The 16,447-nt window shown below is 52.2% G+C and carries 17 protein-coding genes and 1 pseudogene; 7 read left to right on the top strand and 11 right to left on the bottom strand.

Going from position 1 to position 16,447, the window contains the following annotated elements; translation table 11 throughout:
* Positions 1-62: 62 nt before the first annotated feature.
* Positions 63-518, bottom strand: a complete 456-nt coding sequence (gene yfbV / locus ACIPDS_RS08995; protein ID WP_400734789.1) for a terminus macrodomain insulation protein YfbV — start codon at positions 516-518, stop codon at positions 63-65.
* 337 nt (positions 519-855) lie between these two features.
* On the opposite strand from yfbV, the gene ackA reads away from it, so the two are divergent.
* Both ackA and pta read left to right on the top strand, forming a co-directional pair.
* On the top strand, positions 856-2,058 hold the full coding sequence (gene ackA / locus ACIPDS_RS08990) for an acetate kinase (protein WP_400734787.1): 1,203 nt from the start codon (positions 856-858) through the stop codon (positions 2,056-2,058).
* A 76-nt stretch (positions 2,059-2,134) separates the two neighbouring features.
* Positions 2,135-4,279, top strand: coding sequence for a phosphate acetyltransferase (pta, locus tag ACIPDS_RS08985; RefSeq protein ID WP_400734785.1), 2,145 nt, complete (start codon positions 2,135-2,137; stop codon positions 4,277-4,279).
* Between the two features lie 98 nt (positions 4,280-4,377).
* Here the strand turns inward: pta and yfcD are convergent, their stop codons facing one another.
* From yfcD to yfcF, 3 genes are read right to left on the bottom strand one after another with little or no spacing between them, the layout of a single operon-like run.
* Positions 4,378-4,923 carry an NUDIX hydrolase YfcD gene (gene yfcD, locus ACIPDS_RS08980; protein WP_400734783.1) on the bottom strand — a complete coding sequence of 182 codons (546 nt, stop codon included), beginning with the start codon at positions 4,921-4,923 and terminating at the stop codon, positions 4,378-4,380.
* 56 nt (positions 4,924-4,979) lie between these two features.
* Positions 4,980-5,531: a phosphodiesterase gene (gene yfcE / locus ACIPDS_RS08975; protein WP_400734781.1), complete on the bottom strand. Its 552-nt coding sequence runs from the start codon at positions 5,529-5,531 to the stop codon at positions 4,980-4,982.
* A gap of 56 nt (positions 5,532-5,587) precedes the next feature.
* Positions 5,588-6,232, bottom strand: coding sequence for a glutathione transferase (yfcF, locus tag ACIPDS_RS08970; protein ID WP_400734779.1), 645 nt, complete (start codon positions 6,230-6,232; stop codon positions 5,588-5,590).
* 247 nt (positions 6,233-6,479) lie between these two features.
* Between yfcF and folX the strand changes: the two genes are divergently transcribed.
* The 4 genes and pseudogenes from folX (at position 6,480) to ACIPDS_RS08950 (ending at position 8,737) form a co-directional block, all read left to right on the top strand.
* Complete coding sequence (folX, locus tag ACIPDS_RS08965; RefSeq protein WP_400734777.1) at positions 6,480-6,842, top strand: dihydroneopterin triphosphate 2'-epimerase; 363 nt, start codon at positions 6,480-6,482, stop codon at positions 6,840-6,842.
* 23 nt (positions 6,843-6,865) lie between these two features.
* Positions 6,866-7,768 carry a TIGR01777 family oxidoreductase gene (locus tag ACIPDS_RS08960; RefSeq protein ID WP_400734775.1) on the top strand — a complete coding sequence of 301 codons (903 nt, stop codon included), beginning with the start codon at positions 6,866-6,868 and terminating at the stop codon, positions 7,766-7,768.
* 2 nt (positions 7,769-7,770) lie between these two features.
* A pseudogene (locus tag ACIPDS_RS08955) lies at positions 7,771-8,160 on the top strand (helix-turn-helix transcriptional regulator); the annotation flags it as partial.
* A gap of 64 nt (positions 8,161-8,224) precedes the next feature.
* Positions 8,225-8,737, top strand: coding sequence for a GNAT family N-acetyltransferase (locus tag ACIPDS_RS08950; RefSeq protein ID WP_400735566.1), 513 nt, complete (start codon positions 8,225-8,227; stop codon positions 8,735-8,737).
* A gap of 13 nt (positions 8,738-8,750) precedes the next feature.
* On the opposite strand, the gene hisP is transcribed toward ACIPDS_RS08950, so the two are convergent.
* The 7 genes from hisP to ACIPDS_RS08915 form a co-directional block, all read right to left on the bottom strand.
* Positions 8,751-9,524, bottom strand: a complete 774-nt coding sequence (gene hisP, locus ACIPDS_RS08945) for a histidine ABC transporter ATP-binding protein HisP (RefSeq protein WP_166516117.1) — start codon at positions 9,522-9,524, stop codon at positions 8,751-8,753.
* 7 nt (positions 9,525-9,531) lie between these two features.
* Complete coding sequence (locus ACIPDS_RS08940) at positions 9,532-10,248, bottom strand: ABC transporter permease (protein ID WP_166516116.1); 717 nt, start codon at positions 10,246-10,248, stop codon at positions 9,532-9,534.
* Positions 10,245-10,931, bottom strand: coding sequence for a histidine ABC transporter permease HisQ (locus ACIPDS_RS08935; protein ID WP_062772662.1), 687 nt, complete (start codon positions 10,929-10,931; stop codon positions 10,245-10,247). The genes ACIPDS_RS08940 and ACIPDS_RS08935 overlap by 4 nt, the downstream gene beginning before the upstream one ends.
* Positions 10,932-10,993: 62 nt before the next feature.
* Entirely contained in the window at positions 10,994-11,776 is a 783-nt protein-coding gene (gene hisJ, locus ACIPDS_RS08930) for a histidine ABC transporter substrate-binding protein HisJ (protein ID WP_166516115.1), read from the bottom strand.
* Positions 11,777-11,998: 222 nt separating this feature from the next.
* Entirely contained in the window at positions 11,999-12,781 is a 783-nt protein-coding gene (gene argT / locus ACIPDS_RS08925) for a lysine/arginine/ornithine ABC transporter substrate-binding protein ArgT (RefSeq protein ID WP_400734771.1), read from the bottom strand.
* Positions 12,782-13,073: 292 nt separating this feature from the next.
* Positions 13,074-13,643, bottom strand: coding sequence for a UbiX family flavin prenyltransferase (locus ACIPDS_RS08920; protein WP_400734769.1), 570 nt, complete (start codon positions 13,641-13,643; stop codon positions 13,074-13,076).
* Positions 13,644-13,684: 41 nt separating this feature from the next.
* Entirely contained in the window at positions 13,685-14,698 is a 1,014-nt protein-coding gene (locus ACIPDS_RS08915) for a LacI family DNA-binding transcriptional regulator (protein ID WP_400735564.1), read from the bottom strand.
* A 345-nt stretch (positions 14,699-15,043) separates the two neighbouring features.
* On the opposite strand from ACIPDS_RS08915, the gene ACIPDS_RS08910 reads away from it, so the two are divergent.
* Positions 15,044-16,447 (top strand): MFS transporter, encoded by a 1,404-nt coding sequence (locus tag ACIPDS_RS08910; RefSeq protein WP_400734767.1) that lies wholly within the window; start codon positions 15,044-15,046, stop codon positions 16,445-16,447.

The following is a 16,447-nucleotide window of genomic DNA, read 5'->3' as shown; positions in this document are numbered from 1 at the left end:
TTGGCAGCATAAAAAAAGACACAATAATTGTGTCTTCTTTTATATGCGTTTTTCGCTATCAATTACAAATCATCGAGGAAAGTTTTATCCAGTTGTTTGAAGGCGCGCTTAAGCGTGTCAGCCAGCGCCTGATAATCCGGTTTGCCTTCTACCGGTGCGAGAGCTTGCCCCGCCTCCTGTAATTTGCCACGAACTTCATAAAACCACTGTAGCGTTGACGGCGGTAATGGGGTGACGGAACGTTTCCCCAACCACCACAGCCCCTGCATCGGCAAACTTAGCGCGAATAACGCGGTGCCAACGGCCGGGCCGAGTTGCCCGCCCAGGGCAATTTGCCAGCACAGCGTAAAGATAGCCAGCGGCGGCATGAAACGTATAGCGTGACGCGTCGCGCGGATGACCCGGTTTTCAACAAACACCGGTGCAAGGCGTTTTTCCAGCGGCCACGTTTTTGAATAGTGCTGTCCCCGGCTAAATAAATTGAAGAAACTGACCGGGCGTTGCTCGGGGGTTGACATGGCTCACCTCAACTTCACGTATAAAGATTAAAATATTTTTGCAAAACAACAACTGTGTATGACATCGTTCAAAAGATTTTGGCATAGCCCTTGCAATCGGGTATCCTGTGCCAGCCTGAGATAGCCAGATTCTATCCCTTCTGGCATATCAAATTATCGCATATTCTGCCATTGGCTGAAAAATATGCAAAATGGCTTAGAATCAATATGTATTTCTTAGATCATGCCCGAAAATTGTTCCAGGCATGATGTTAATCATAAATGTCGGGGTCATCCTGCGCTACGCTTAATGACTCATTGACGTTTTTTTAGCCACGTATCATAAATAGGTACTTCCATGTCGAGTAAGTTAGTACTGGTTCTGAACTGCGGTAGCTCCTCACTGAAATTTGCCATCATCGATGCAGTTAACGGTGAAGAATACCTCTCTGGTTTAGCCGAATGTTTCCATCTCCCAGAAGCACGTATCAAGTGGAAAATGGACGGCGGTAAACAAGAAGCGGCTTTAGGCGCAGGCGCCGCTCACAGTGAAGCGCTGAACTTTATCGTTAATACTATTCTGGCACAAAAACCAGAACTGTCCGCGCAGCTGACCGCAATCGGTCACCGTATCGTACACGGCGGCGAGAAGTACACCAGCTCCGTTGTGATCGACGAATCCGTGATTCAGGGTATTAAAGATTCTTCTTCTTTTGCTCCGCTGCATAACCCAGCTCACCTGATCGGTATTGCTGAAGCGCTGAAATCTTTCCCTAACCTGAAAGATAAGAACGTTGCCGTATTCGATACCGCGTTCCACCAGACTATGCCGGAAGAATCTTACCTGTATGCCCTGCCGTACAGCCTGTACAAAGAACACGGCATTCGTCGCTACGGCGCACACGGCACCAGCCACTTCTATGTAACTCAGGAAGCAGCAAAAGTACTGAACAAGCCGGTTGAAGAACTCAACATCATCACTTGCCACCTGGGCAACGGTGGTTCTGTTTCTGCTATCCGTAACGGTAAATGTGTTGATACCTCCATGGGTCTGACCCCACTGGAAGGTCTGGTGATGGGTACTCGCTCTGGCGACATCGACCCTGCCATCATTTTCCACCTGCATGACACTCTGGGCATGAACGTTGATCAGATCAACAAAATGCTGACCAAAGAGTCTGGCCTGCTGGGTCTGACCGAAGTCACCAGCGACTGCCGTTATGTAGAAGATAACTACCAGGATAAAGCTGACGCTAAACGTGCAATGGACGTTTACTGCCACCGTCTGGCGAAGTACATCGGCTCCTACTCTGCGCTGATGGAAGGCCGTCTGGATGCGGTTATCTTCACCGGTGGTATCGGTGAAAACGCCGCTATGGTTCGCGAACTGTCCCTGGGCAAACTGGGCGTTCTGGGCTTCGAAGTTGATCACGAACGTAACCTGGCTGCCCGTTTCGGCAAGTCTGGTTTCATCAACAAAGAAGGCACCCGCCCTGCCATCGTTATCCCGACCAACGAAGAGCTGGTCATTGCACAAGACGCCAACCGTCTGACTGCCTGATATCACACCGCCAGCTAAGCTGGCGGTGCTGTTTTGTAACCCGCCCAATTGCGGCGGTAACGAAAGAGGATAAACCGTGTCCCGTACTATTATGCTGATCCCTACCGGAACCAGCGTCGGCCTGACCAGCGTCAGCCTTGGCGTTATCCGTGCTATGGAACGCAAAGGCGTTCGTCTGAGCGTCTTTAAGCCTATCGCTCAACCTCGTAGCGGTGGCGATGCGCCAGACCAGACTACCACCATCGTTCGCGCCAGCTCTTCCACGACGACTGCCGCTGAACCGATGAAAATGAACCACGTAGAAGCGCTGCTCTCCAGCAATCAGAAAGATGTGCTGATGGAAGAGATCATCGCTAACTACCACCAGAACACCAAAGATGCGGAAGTTGTACTGGTTGAAGGCCTTGTCCCAACCCGTAAGCATCAGTTCGCGCAGTCTCTGAACTACGAAATCGCGAAAACGCTGAACGCGGAAATCGTCTTCGTCATGTCTCAGGGTACCGATACCCCAGAGCAGCTGAACGAGCGTATTGAACTGACTCGCAGCAGCTTCGGCGGCGCAAAAAACACCAACATTACCGGTGTTATCGTCAATAAGCTGAACGCACCCGTTGACGAACAGGGCCGTACTCGCCCGGATCTGTCTGAGATCTTTGACGATTCTACCAAAGCGAAAGTGGTAAAAATCGATCCAGCTAAGCTGAGCGGCTCTAGCAGCCTGCCGGTGCTTGGCGCGGTGCCATGGAGCTTCGATCTGATTGCGACCCGTGCAATCGATATGGCTCACCACCTGAACGCGACCATTATTAACGAAGGCGACATCAACACTCGCCGCGTGAAATCTGTGACCTTCTGCGCACGTAGCATCCCGCACATGCTGGAGCATTTCCGTGCAGGTTCCCTGCTGGTGACTTCCGCAGACCGTCCTGACGTTCTGGTTGCAGCGTGCCTGGCCGCCATGAACGGCGTGGAAATCGGTGCTCTGCTGCTGACTGGCGGTTACGACATGGATCCACGTATCAGCAAACTGTGCGAACGCGCATTTGCTACCGGCCTGCCGGTATTCATGGTGAACACCAACACCTGGCAGACCTCTCTGAGCCTGCAGAGCTTCAACCTGGAAGTGCCGGTTGACGATCACGAGCGCATTGAGAAAGTTCAGGAATACGTTGCTAACTATATCAACGCAGACTGGATTGATTCGCTCACCGCAACTTCTGAGCGCAGCCGTCGTCTGTCTCCTCCAGCCTTCCGCTACCAGCTGACCGAGCTGGCACGTAAAGCCGGCAAGCGCGTTGTTCTGCCAGAAGGCGACGAACCGCGTACCGTTAAAGCTGCGGCTATCTGTGCTGAACGTGGTATCGCAACTTGCGTACTGCTGGGCAACCCGGATGAAATCACCCGCGTTGCAGCCTCTCAGGGCGTAGAACTGGGCGCTGGCGTTGAAATCGTTGATCCAGAAGTGGTTCGCGAAAGCTACGTTGCTCGTCTGGTCGAACTGCGTAAAAACAAAGGCATGACCGAAACCGTTGCTCGCGAGCAGCTTGAAGACAACGTTGTTCTTGGCACCCTGATGCTGGAACAAGACGATGTTGACGGCCTGGTTTCTGGTGCCGTTCACACCACGGCAAACACCATTCGTCCACCGCTGCAGCTGATTAAAACTGCACCTGGTAGCTCTCTGGTGTCTTCTGTGTTCTTCATGCTGCTGCCAGAACAGGTTTATGTTTACGGTGACTGCGCGATCAACCCAGATCCAACGGCTGAACAGCTGGCAGAAATCGCTATCCAGTCTGCTGACTCCGCGATTGCTTTCGGTATCGAACCACGCGTGGCAATGCTCTCCTACTCTACCGGTACCTCTGGTGCAGGTAGCGACGTAGAGAAAGTTCGCGAAGCAACTCGTCTGGCTCAGGAAAAACGTCCTGATCTGATGATCGACGGCCCGCTGCAGTATGACGCCGCGGTTATGGCTGACGTTGCGAAATCCAAAGCACCGAACTCTCCGGTTGCAGGTCGCGCTACCGTGTTCATCTTCCCGGATCTGAACACCGGTAACACCACCTACAAAGCGGTACAGCGTTCTGCCGACCTGATCTCTATCGGGCCGATGCTGCAGGGTATGCGCAAGCCGGTGAACGACCTGTCTCGTGGCGCACTGGTAGACGATATCGTCTATACCATCGCTCTGACCGCGATCCAGTCTTCACAGCAGCATTAATTCCTTTTACCGTCCGTTCGCGGGCGGTTTTAAGGCAAAAAAAATCCAGAAGCGGGAAACCGTTCTGGATTTTTTTATGGCTGCAAGTCAGCGCGATGTTATTCGGCTTCTTCCTCAACCTGTTTTTCGTTATTCGCGTTGCGGGTCATCCACAGCGCCAGCGCCTTCAGGGAATCATCGGTAAAGTCATCGCAACGGGCGGTGATCTCTTCTGGCGTCATCCAGCTGACCTCACTCACCTCTTCTTCCTGTAAGGCAAACGGCCCGTGGGAGACACAGCTAAACAAGCTGCCCCAGACGCGACAGTTCTTGTCTTCAAAATAGAACTGACCGTGATCGGCAAACGGCACGCCTGCAATCCCGAGTTCCTCTTCTGCTTCACGACGGGCGGATTCCAGCAACGGCTCATCAGCCTGGACAACACCCCCAGCGGTGGCGTCCAGCATACCCGGCTGATAGTCTTTCGTCTCAGTGCGGCGTTGCACCAGAATTTTCCCCATCCCGTCATGCACGACGATATAGGTTGCCCGGTGACGCAGACACTGCGCGCGCATTTGTTCGCGGCTCGCTTGCGCGATGACCTCATTGTCTTCGCTGACAATATCGACCCATTCCGTGCTTGCCAAATGATTCTGCTCGACCATCAGAAAACCTTAAATTGAATGCGCTCTTGCGGCGCGTTTTATGATTGATGGGTAAATTACGGGTTAATGGTGACCTCTGCAATAACCCGCTGATCATTAAGTGCTAAAACTTGCAGTTTGCCCTCGTCCATCATTCCGAAGCTTGCAGCAAAACTGCCTTTAGGAATGCTAACCGAACCGGGGTTAAATAAGAATATCTCGCCGTGCTTTTCTGCCACCGGCAGGTGCGTATGGCCAAAAATTAGCACATCGTCTGTCGCCAGCGGCGGAAGATTATCCGGGCCATAAAGATGACCGTGAGTCAGAAACAGTCTCTGTTTGTCGGTCAATATCTGCTGCCATGGCGCCGTCATGGGGAAATGCAGCAACATCTGGTCGACTTCGCTATCACAGTTGCCACGTACCGCGATAATTCGCTCAGCAACGCTGTTCAGACACTCGGCAACCTGCGATGGCGCATATCCTTCAGGAAGCGCGTTACGCGGCCCATGATTGAGCACGTCGCCCAGAATCACCAGCCAATCTGCACCGCTTTGTTTAAATAGCGACACGACGCGTTCAGCGGCGGGCAAAGCGCCATGAATATCCGAAGCAAACATCAATTTCATTCATCAAATCCCTACAATGATAATCCCTGCTATCATAATGGATTTCATCGTTATTTTCAGCCCGACCGTTTTGCCGAGAGCGCCACGTAGCGCTGTAGCGATGACCGCTGCCATTGGAAGGTCGCGTAATCCGCCAGTCGCTCCGGGACATCATCGCCATTCATCACCAGCCGATTAAGCATCAGCGCCAGACAGCTATCCGCAATACACCACTCACCAAACAGATTCGGCTTGCCATGGGAGAGGAGCGCCGCCGCAGTATCAAAAAGTTTAGCCGCGCTTTGACGTCCTGCTTCGCTTAAAGGTGCTTTTTTCTCACCCCCAAAAACCACCGCCGTGGATCGTTCTTCACGAATTGGCATCAGGTCGCTGCGTAACCATGCCTGCACCTGACGGGCGCGTGCTCGTTTCTGGAGATCGTATGGGTACAAGCGTTCCCATTCAGGTGGTGAAAAACGCTCGTCAAGGTACTCGGTAATGGCAGACGATTCGCTCAGTTCAAAATCATCAACCACCAACAGCGGTACGCGGCGAGTGGCGCTATAGCCTCGCCATCCCGGTTGAAGATGTTCGCCGAGGCCAAGATTTACCGTTTTCAGGGTAAACGGTAGCCCTTTTTCCTGTAGCGCAACGTAAACTGACATAACATACGGCGAGAAAAAATCAGAGTCTGACCAAAGCGTTATCACAGGCTGGCTCATCGCGCATCCTCAATCACAGGTTACAGGGCACAAATGACGGACGCAAAGAACCTGCCTCCGACGGACATAACAGCCAACATAGCTTGTCTTAGAATAGATGTCACTCGTCTGGTACATGAGGTTTTTGCAACTAACAGGCTTGCGTAAATCGCGCTTTATTAAACAAGCACCTGTTCCCCCTCTGCCGCAACAAACCCGCTTTCGTGTATGATGCCAAGGACAACAATAATTAAGGAGAATACCTGCAATGTCACAGTCCGACGCCATTATCCGCATCAAAAATCTGCGGCTGCGTACGTTTATCGGTATTAAAGAAGAAGAAATTGCCAACCGCCAGGATGTGGTTATCAATATCCAGCTTCGTTACCCGGCAGATAAAGCGCGCAATAGCGAAGATATCAACGATGCGCTGAACTACCGCACCATCACCAAAAGCATTATTTCTCACGTAGAGAATAACCGTTTCTCTTTGTTGGAAAAATTAACTCAGGATGTGCTCGATATCGCACGCGAACATCACTGGGTCACTTATGCTGAAGTAGAGGTCGATAAAGTTCACGCGCTGCGTTATGCCGACTCGGTATCAATTACCTTAAGCTGGCAACGTTAAGCGCTCCTTCGCTTGGAGGTCGCATGCAAATTCTCATTACCGGTGGCACCGGGCTAATTGGTCGCCATCTGATCCCGCGTTTACTGACGCTGGGCCACACGGTCACAGTGGTGACGCGAACGCCTGAGAAAGCACGTCAAACGCTAGATGCGCGCGTTGAGATATGGGCCGGGCTGCAGAAAGTAACGTCACTTGATGGCATCGACGCCGTCATTAACCTCGCCGGAGAGCCGATTGCCGATAAGCGCTGGACCGAGGAGCAGAAACAGAAACTCTGCGACAGCCGCTGGAGGATAACCCAACGGCTTAGTGATTTAATTCAGGCAAGCGACACCCCGCCGGCGGTGCTGATTTCCGGTTCAGCTATCGGATACTACGGCGATCTGGGTGAAGTGGTCGTGACCGAAGAAGAACCGCCGCATAACGAATTTACCCATAAGCTTTGCGCGCGCTGGGAGCAGATTGCCTGCACCGCGCAAAGCGACCGTACCCGTGTTTGCCTGCTGCGCACCGGCGTGGTTCTTGCCGCAAAAGGCGGGATCCTCGGCAAAATGCTGCCACCGTTTAAACTCGGGCTCGGCGGCCCTATCGGCAATGGGCGGCAGTATCTGGCGTGGATTCACATTGACGATATGGTCAACGGTATTTTGTGGTTACTCGACCACAATCTCCGTGGGCCATTTAATATGGTTTCGCCCTACCCGGTGCACAATGAACAATTTTCTCACGCCTTAGGTCATGCACTGAATCGTCCGGCAATCTTACGCGTTCCCGCAACCATGATACGCCTGCTGATGGGCGAATCGTCGGTACTGGTGCTGGGCGGTCAGCGCGCGTTGCCAAAACGCTTAGAAGCCGCCGGTTTTACCTTCCGCTGGTACGATTTGGATAAAGCGCTGGGCAATATTATCGGCAAACGGCCTTAACTGTCTCTGCCATTGAGGATATTGAATCCGCGCCCATGCTCAATGCGCGGGTGGAATCAGTGGATGCCACGCTGGTTGGGCTAAGCGATATTGCCGAACTCACCGGGCTTTCCCGCCAGGCTATCTCGCTTTTGAAAGAGGGCGCTCGGGGGGCGGGAAAATTTCCCGGCCCCGTACAACGCTTGAAGGGCAACTCGCCGCTTTGGCGCTGGCAAACGGTCGTTGAGTGGCTGATTGATGAAGGGCGCTTATCCACGGCATCACCACTGGTGGCCCATGCCCGCACGCTGGATAGCCTGAATCTGGCCCTCCAGCTACGCGCCTCCAAAGAGAGCCAGACGGTGCTCGACTATTTCCGTGAGCTTAGCAGTAGCGCATCGCTTAACCGTTAAGGCCTTGTTGTGGCGCCTTTTTGGGTGCTAAGGTATGGCTTTGTTCTCGCATACTGGCCTCTTTATGGTGACGCTGACAACCCCACGCTTACTGCTAACTCCCTTTAACGAACGCGACTGGCCTTTTTTTCTGTCGCTACGAAAAAACGCTGACGTCATGCGTTTTATGGGCGAAGTGCTGGACGAAGCGGCGATACGGGCGGTGTTCAGGCTGCGATGCGAAGAACCCAATATCTTTGTCATTCGTGATGAAAATAATGTGGCATTAGGTGATATCGGCCTGCGCGTTAGCCCAAAAAACCCGCATGAAGCAGATATCGGTTACGCGCTGCTCCCCGAAGCTCAGGGCAAAGGCTATGCCAGCGAAGCGCTCACCGCGCTTTGCGACTACGGCTTTCATCAACTGTCGCTGTGGGCCATTAATGCGTGGGTGTTAGGGGCCAATCAGGGCTCCTCACGGCTGCTGGAAAAACACGGTTTTACGCGCACTCAGGTGCTGGAAAAAGCCTATTTGCTCAATGGGGAATACTATGACGATTGGGTTTACCGACGCGAGAATACCCTCACCGAGCGGTGAGGGCTAAGAGTATTTATTTTAACGCACCGCTCAAAAACTGCTGCAAACGTGCGCTTTTCGGGTTACCAAACACGTCATCTGGCGCGCCCTCTTCTTCAATTTTGCCCTGATGCAGGAAAATCACGTGCGAGGAGACATGCCGCGCGAAGCCCATTTCATGCGTCACGACAACCATGGTTTTCCCCTCTTCCGCCAGCTTCTGCATAATACGCAGCACTTCGCCTACAAGCTCTGGGTCAAGCGCGGAGGTGGGTTCATCAAACAGCAAGACTTCCGGCTCCATAGCTAAGGCACGCGCAATGGAGACGCGTTGCTGCTGTCCACCGGAGAGATGTACCGGATATTTCCCCTGCTGGCGTTCATCAATACCCACTTTCGCCAGGTATTTCACCGCCCGCTCGCGCGCCTCTTGCTTGCTTAATCCCAATACCTGAATGGGAGCTTCCATCACGTTTTCCAGCACCGTCATATGGCTCCAGAGATTGAAATGCTGGAACACCATCGTCAGACGGGTACGCAGTAAACGCAGCTGATTTTTATCCGCCACCTTCAGCTGTCCGTCATTATCACGAACCAGACCAATATTCTGGCCATTGACGATAATCGTGCCTTCACTCGGTTTTTCGAGGAAGTTAATGCAGCGTAAGAAAGTACTTTTACCCGAACCGGACGAACCGATAATGCTGATAACATCGCCCGCGTTCGCCTGTAGCGATACGCCCTTCAGCACCTCATGCTCGCCATAACGTTTATGCAGATCGATGACGTTAAGTTTTTTCTCAGACATTTTGTTCTCAGTGCGTAGAAGACGGTTGCACATGCTGCAGCCAGCGCTTTTCCGCTTTGCGGAACAGGCGAATCAGCACGTAAGAGATCATTAAGTACAGCACCGCCGCAATCCCGAAGGCGGTAAACGGTTGATAGGTCGCGGAGTTGATATCGCGAGCAATCTTGAGCAAATCAGGCACGGTCGCGGTAAACGCCAGCGCCGTAGAATGCAGCATCAGGATGACTTCGTTACTGTAGGCTGGCAAAGCCGTGCGCAGCGCTGAGGGCAGAATAATGCAGCGATAAAGTTTAAACGACGAGAAACCGTAGGCCCTTGCCGCTTCTACCTCACCTGCCGGAACGGCACGAATCGCCCCCGCAAAAATCTCCGTTGTATACGCGCAGGTGTTTAGGGTTAACGCCAGTACGGTACAGTTAAGACCGCTGCGGAAAAAGGCATTGAGCATCTCGGTGCCTTTAACGATTTCCAGCGTGTACATGCCGGAGTAGAACACCAGCAGCTGCACATACAGCGGGGTACCGCGGAAAATATAGGTGAAAAGCCACACCGGGAATTTGATGAATTTATTACTGGAGACACGAGCGATAGCCAGAAAAAGCGCCAGAATACCGCCCATCACCACCGACAACACCAGCAACCACAGCGTAATCGCTACGCCGGTAAAACGGTAACCATCACTCCAAAGAAGCGCCTTCCAGTACTCCTGAATAATCTCTATCACAGGTCAGCCCTCTTCACACCCACGGAGTAGCGGCGTTCGAGCAGAAGCAACACGCCATTGGAAACGGTGGTAAACAGCAGATAAATCAAGCCGCAGACGATGGCGAAGTAAAACGGCTCCCAGGTGCTTTTGCCAGCAAGTTGGGTGGCTTTCACCACATCTTCAAGACCGAGCAAAGAGACCAAGGCGGTCGCTTTCAGGATCACCTGCCAGTTATTACCAATACCGGGCAGCGCATAGCGCATCATCGCGGGGAATAAAATCCGACGGAAAGTTTGCGCCCCGGTGAAACCAAAGGCGGTGGCCGCTTCAATATGTCCTTTTGGCACTGCCATAAACGCGCCACGGAAGGTTTCCGTAAAGTAAGCGCCGTAGATAAAACCGAGGGTGATAATCCCGGCTATCATCGGATCAATATCAAATTGTGATAACCCGAGCGAGTCGGTTACCACGTTCAATGCCATCTGCAAGCCATAAAAAATCAGCAGCATCAGGACCAGATCGGGCACGCCCCGAATCAAGGTGGTGTAGCCCTCAAATATTAACGCCAGTACGCGATTTCGGGAGAGCTTCGCCCCCGCGCCAACCAGACCAATAAGCACGGATAGCACCACTGAGCTAAGTGCGAGCTCAAGCGTGACTATCGCCCCCTGGAAAATAACCTGTGAAAACCCGTACAGCATGCTGCAGCCCTGTCTTGACGTCCATCGCCCGGTCATGCCAGGCGATGGGTTACTCGTGATGATTACTCGCCGTAAACGTTAAAATCGAAATACTTTTTCGCCAGCTTGTCGTAAGTACCGTCAGCGCGCATCTCAGCGAAAGCCTTGTTAAGCGCGTTCAGCAATTCGGTATCGTCTTTACGCAGTCCCATTCCGGTACCCACACCAAACAGTTTCTCGTCTTTAATTGACGCGCCACCGAACTGGTAGTCTTTACCGATAGGCTGTTTGAGGAAACCTTCACTCGCCGCCACTTCGTCCTGGAATGCCGCGTCAATACGACCGGCCGTCAGGTCAGAGTAGATATTGTCCTGGCCCTGATAGGAGACAATTTCAACCCCTTTTGGCGCCCAGTGTTCGTTACCGTAGGTTTCCTGCGTGGTGCCTTGCAGCACGCCCACACGCTTGCCTTTAAGCGAAGCGAGATCGGACGTAACCGGGGAGCCCTTCTTCACGACCAGACGCGAGTCGGCAGCATAAAGTTTGTCGGTAAAGGCGATTTCCTGCTGACGTTTTTCAGTGATCGACAGCGATGACATAATGGCATCGATTTTTTTCGCTTTCAGCGAGGGGATCAGGGCGTCCAGCGGGTTCTCCACGAAGGTACATTGTGCCTGGATGCGCTTACAAAGCTCTTTTGCCAGATCAATGTCAAAACCCACCAACTCACCCTGTGCATTTTTTGATTCGAAAGGTGCATAGGTAGGGTCAGTACCAATACGCACTTTTTGCCCGACTGCTGCAAATGCGCTTGATGCAGACGCAAGCGCTAAGACCAGAGAAAGAGATAACGCCAGTTTTTTCATATTATCCTCAACAGACAGTAATTCTTGGGGGTTTTATCGAAATAATCTGAGCGGTTATCGTGCCATCTTTCGGCCCATCAAGGCAAAGCATTCTGCCCTGTTGGTTGGCTTTTTTCTCATTCAAAATGCTTAATTATGCAAGCATGCGTAACTTTCGAGCAAAAAACGCACTATCGTGGTGCATCCAATAATAGATGCACCACGATGATACATCCGGCGTGATTAGTCGCCGTAGACGTTGAAGTTAAAATACTTCTTCGCCATCTTGTCATAAGTGCCATCGGCGCGCAGTTCTGCGAGCGCTTTATCAAACGCCGCCTTCAGCTCAACGTCGTCTTTACGCAGACCCACGCCCGTACCGTCGCCAAAATATTTTTTGTCTTTTACCGAAGGCCCGGCAAAGTCAAAGTCTTTGCCCGCAGGCTGCTTGAGGAAACCTTCGCTAGCGGCGACTTCATCTTGTAAAGCCGCATCCAGACGGCCCGCCGTGAGGTCGGAGTAAATCAGGTCCTGGTTTTGATAGGCCACCACATCAACGCCTTTGCTGCGCCAGTTTTCGTTGGCGTAGGCTTCCTGCGTTGAGCCTTGTAACACCCCGATATGCTTGCCTTTAAGTCCATCAAGCGTCGGGGTAATTGCCGCCCCTTTGGCGGCAATCAGACGTGAATCCGCCGCATACAGTTTGTTGGAGAAGGCAATTTCCTGCTGGCGTTTTTCGGTAATCGACAGTGAGGAGATAATGGCATCAATTTTCTTCGCTTTAAGCGACGGGATCAGGGCGTCAAAATCGCTGCCCACCCAGGTACATTTGATGCTGGCGCGTTTACACATCTCATTACCCAGATCGATATCAAAGCCGATAAAATCGCCTTTGGCATCTTTTGAGGAGAATGGCGCATAGGTGGTGTCAGTGCCGATACGAATACTCTGCGGGAGTGCGGCAAATACGCTGGAGGCGCTGCTGAGACCCAGCAGCAAAGAGAGAGCCAGAACCGTCTTCTTCATACATTCCCCTATAAAATCGTGATGTCGTTAACTGCGCATAATTATGTTGTGTTGTGTCTGCATAACCTTGTTTGCATCTTCTGTGCCATCTTTAGCAACGCCTTAAATGGCGATGTTAAATTTGTTAATGAAAAGATAACAAAAGGTAATCATAAGGAAAGATATCAGCCACAGCGCATAAATCGAGCACAAATACACATTTGGGACGATTAAATAGCGAGGATTTGATCGGCGTTACAGAATTGCCCCGAAACGGGGCAATTGAGAGGGTATGCACTCTCTTTGGGCGCGATTACGCACCGTTCCAGCGGGTAAAGAGATCTTCCGGCAGCTCGATGTCGAAGAGATCCAGCACACGATTGACGGTTTGGTTAATCACATCATCCAGCGTCTGCGGACGGTGATAAAACGCCGGCACGGGCGGCATAATCACCGCGCCAATTTCAGCGGCCTGGGTCATTAAACGCAAATGTCCCAGATGCAACGGCGTCTCTCTGACGCACAGCACCAGCGTCCGACGCTCTTTGAGCACGACGTCAGCCGCACGGGTCAGCAAGCCATCGGTATAGCTATTGACGATGCCGGAAAGCGTCTTCATGGAACACGGCAGAATCACCATGCCGGCGGTTTTAAATGAACCGGAGGAAATATTGGCGGCGATATCGCGCGCATCGTGCACCACGTCGGCCAGCGCCTGAACATCGCGTAAAGAGAGATCGGTTTCCAGCGCCAGCGTCTGGCGGGCAGCCTGGCTCATCACCAGATGCGTTTCCACATCAGGAAGAGCGCGTAGCACCTGTAATAAGCGTACGCCGTAAATCGCGCCACTCGCGCCAGAGATACCAATGATGAGTCGTTTCACACAAACCGCCCTGTTTCCATAATGAAGCAAACTTTGCCGGATTACGGCGCCAGACGCAACCGTGACGCATGAACATCGGTTACCGAGCTTCCACGGGTGACTAAACGTACCGGTAACAACAGGTTTCTTTCGTTCTCGTCGTTCATGAGAAGCTGGAAAGCATCACGCCCTAGCTCACGCTTATCGACCACCACCGTAGAAAGCGGCGGGTGCGCCCAGGCGGCAGCATCAATATCATCAAACCCCACCACCGCAATGTCTTCCGGTACACGAATACCGCGGCGGGCGCATTCGCGCATTGCCACAAGCGCGGCCATGTCGTTATAAGCAAAGATAGCATCCGGTGGCTCCGGCAACGCCAGCAGTCGCGCCATCCCTTCCACCAGCGCTTGCTCAATATCTTTTACTGGCGGGACTTCAACACGGTATTCGGCGGGTAACATCCGTCCGGCATCAAACAAGGCCTGTTGGTAGCCTTCAACGCGTTGACGAATACTGTAATGGCGCTGCGAAGTGCCCAAAAATGCGATTCGCGTTCGGCCTTGCTCCAGCAGGTGCCGCGTCGCGACAAAACCGCCGTGGTAGTTATCGGGATTCACACACGGAAAGTCTGCCGCCCACAAATCAACCAGCGCCACCGGTAACGTCGTCAGGCGCAGCTCGGCTAATACTTCGGGTTCCAGATAACCGGCGCAGATTAACGCATCCGGCTGATGTAAATTTATCAGATCAGCCACCGAATCATTCGGGCCAATGGGCTGAAAACTCATCGCTACCTCATGTTCCCGACAGGCATCTGCCACGCCGAGCATTACTGAGGAATAAAAGGGTAGCGCGCAGGCGATATTATGTTCGCGATGCAACAGAAACAGCAGTCGCTTGATACGCCCATTACGTAATCGACTTAAATCATACCCCTGCGCCTGAGCAATGGAGACAATGCGCTGGCGCGTTTCGTCGCTTAATCCAGGTTGCCCTTTCAACGCACGTGATACCGCGGCAATAGATACACCGCTGGCTGCAGCAATATCTTTAATGCGAATTTTTTTGACCATTTCGTTTTTTCCGACAGTTAACCACAACGTCAACCAAAGAATATCATGCAGCGCGTGAATATGAATAAATAAAACATTCATGTTTACTAAACATTTTCATGAAAATACCTATCTGGTCATATTTCATGCAAATTCACCGCTAAATCTACAGTCAATTGTGATTTAAGTCACCTTTCAAAATTAATTTATAGTAAAAATAAGATCGAATTCACCCTTTCAATTACCGTCTATATACCGCCATTACATCCACGAACTATGCTCAGCGCGGTTAGTTATTTACTAAAAACCGTCAGAGATACGCCGTAATGACTTTTTAAATCATCACACCCTGTTCGAGGATTGGTTATGACAATTGCTGATAACCTGGATACTGATGTACAGACAGTTGATGCGGGAGAGAAACTCTCTACCCGCGAAAAAATAGGCTATGGATTAGGCGATGCAGGTGGGCATTGCATCTCAGATTTGATCAGTGGTTTTTTACTCTTTTTCTATACCGACGTGTTTGGCTTAAGCCCGGCGATTGTCGGCGTGATGTTTTTTGTTCTGCGCATTTTCGATGCGGTCTCCGACCCCATTATGGGGATCGTGGCTGACCGCACCCGCAGCCGCTGGGGGCGATTCCGTCCGTGGCAGTTGTGGACCGCTTTGCCGCTGGGCATTATCGGCATCCTGACCTTCACCGTTCCCGATATCAGTGCGAATATGAAAATCGCCTGGGCCTTCGGCACCTATTTCCTGCTCTCACTGGGCTATACCGCCAACAACGTTCCTTACTGCGCGCTGATTAACGCGGTCACCAATCGTCCCGACCAGGTGATGTCCTGCCAGTCATGGCGCTTCGTGTTAAGCGGCATCGCCGGTTTCCTGGTGTCCGTGGGTCTACCGTGGATGGTCGATTTCTTCGGTCAGGGCAACCTGGCAAAAGGCTACCAGTATGGTGTGGCGGTGCTGTGCTGCATTGGCGTAGTGATGTTTTTACTGTGCTTTAGCTGGGTTAAAGAGCGTGTGCCGTTGTCGGTGGTGGGCAATTTTACCATCCGTCAGCACCTTTCGGGGCTGCGTAAAAACGATCAGCTGCTACTGATGCTGGTGATGTCCTTCCTGCTGATTAATATCCTGTGCATCCGTGGCGGCGGCTATATGTACTTCATCTCCTATGTCCTCGAGGGCGGGGCTGGATACATGTCGATGTTCTTCGGCGTACTGACCGTCGCAGGGATTGCCGGGGCGATGATTGTGAATCCGCTTTCACGTCGCTTCGATATGGTGCGCTTGTACTACTACACCAACCTGGTGCTGGTGGTGTTCGGCATTGTGATGTGGTTCCTGCCAAGCGGGCCGCAATACCGCATGATGTGGCTGGGTTGCATTGCGCTCAACAGCGTGATACTCGGCTTCACCCTGCCGCTGCATTTCTCCATCATGGCGTTTGCCGATGATTACGGTGAGTGGAAAAACGGCGTGCGCTCAACCGGCATGAACTTCGCCTTCAACCTCTTCTTTATCAAACTTTCATGGGCGTCTTCCGGTGGCATTATCAGCGTGTTGTTGATTCTGGTGGCCTATCAGCCGGGGCTTGAAAACCAAACCGCCGCGTCGCTTCAGGGCATAACCCTGATACAAAGCATCATCCCGGCCATTTTCCATCTGGTACTGGCGCTGTGCTTGCTCAAATGCCGTCTGAACGGGCCAATGATGGCGCGCATTTCTTCCGATCTTCACCAACGACATTCACACATTTCTTGA

Source organism: Kluyvera sp. NPDC087067 (assembly GCF_044745165.1).
Lineage (GTDB): Bacteria > Pseudomonadota > Gammaproteobacteria > Enterobacterales > Enterobacteriaceae > Kluyvera.
The sequence above is the reverse complement of the archived record's forward strand: the minus strand, read 5'-3'. Positions and strand labels throughout refer to the sequence as shown.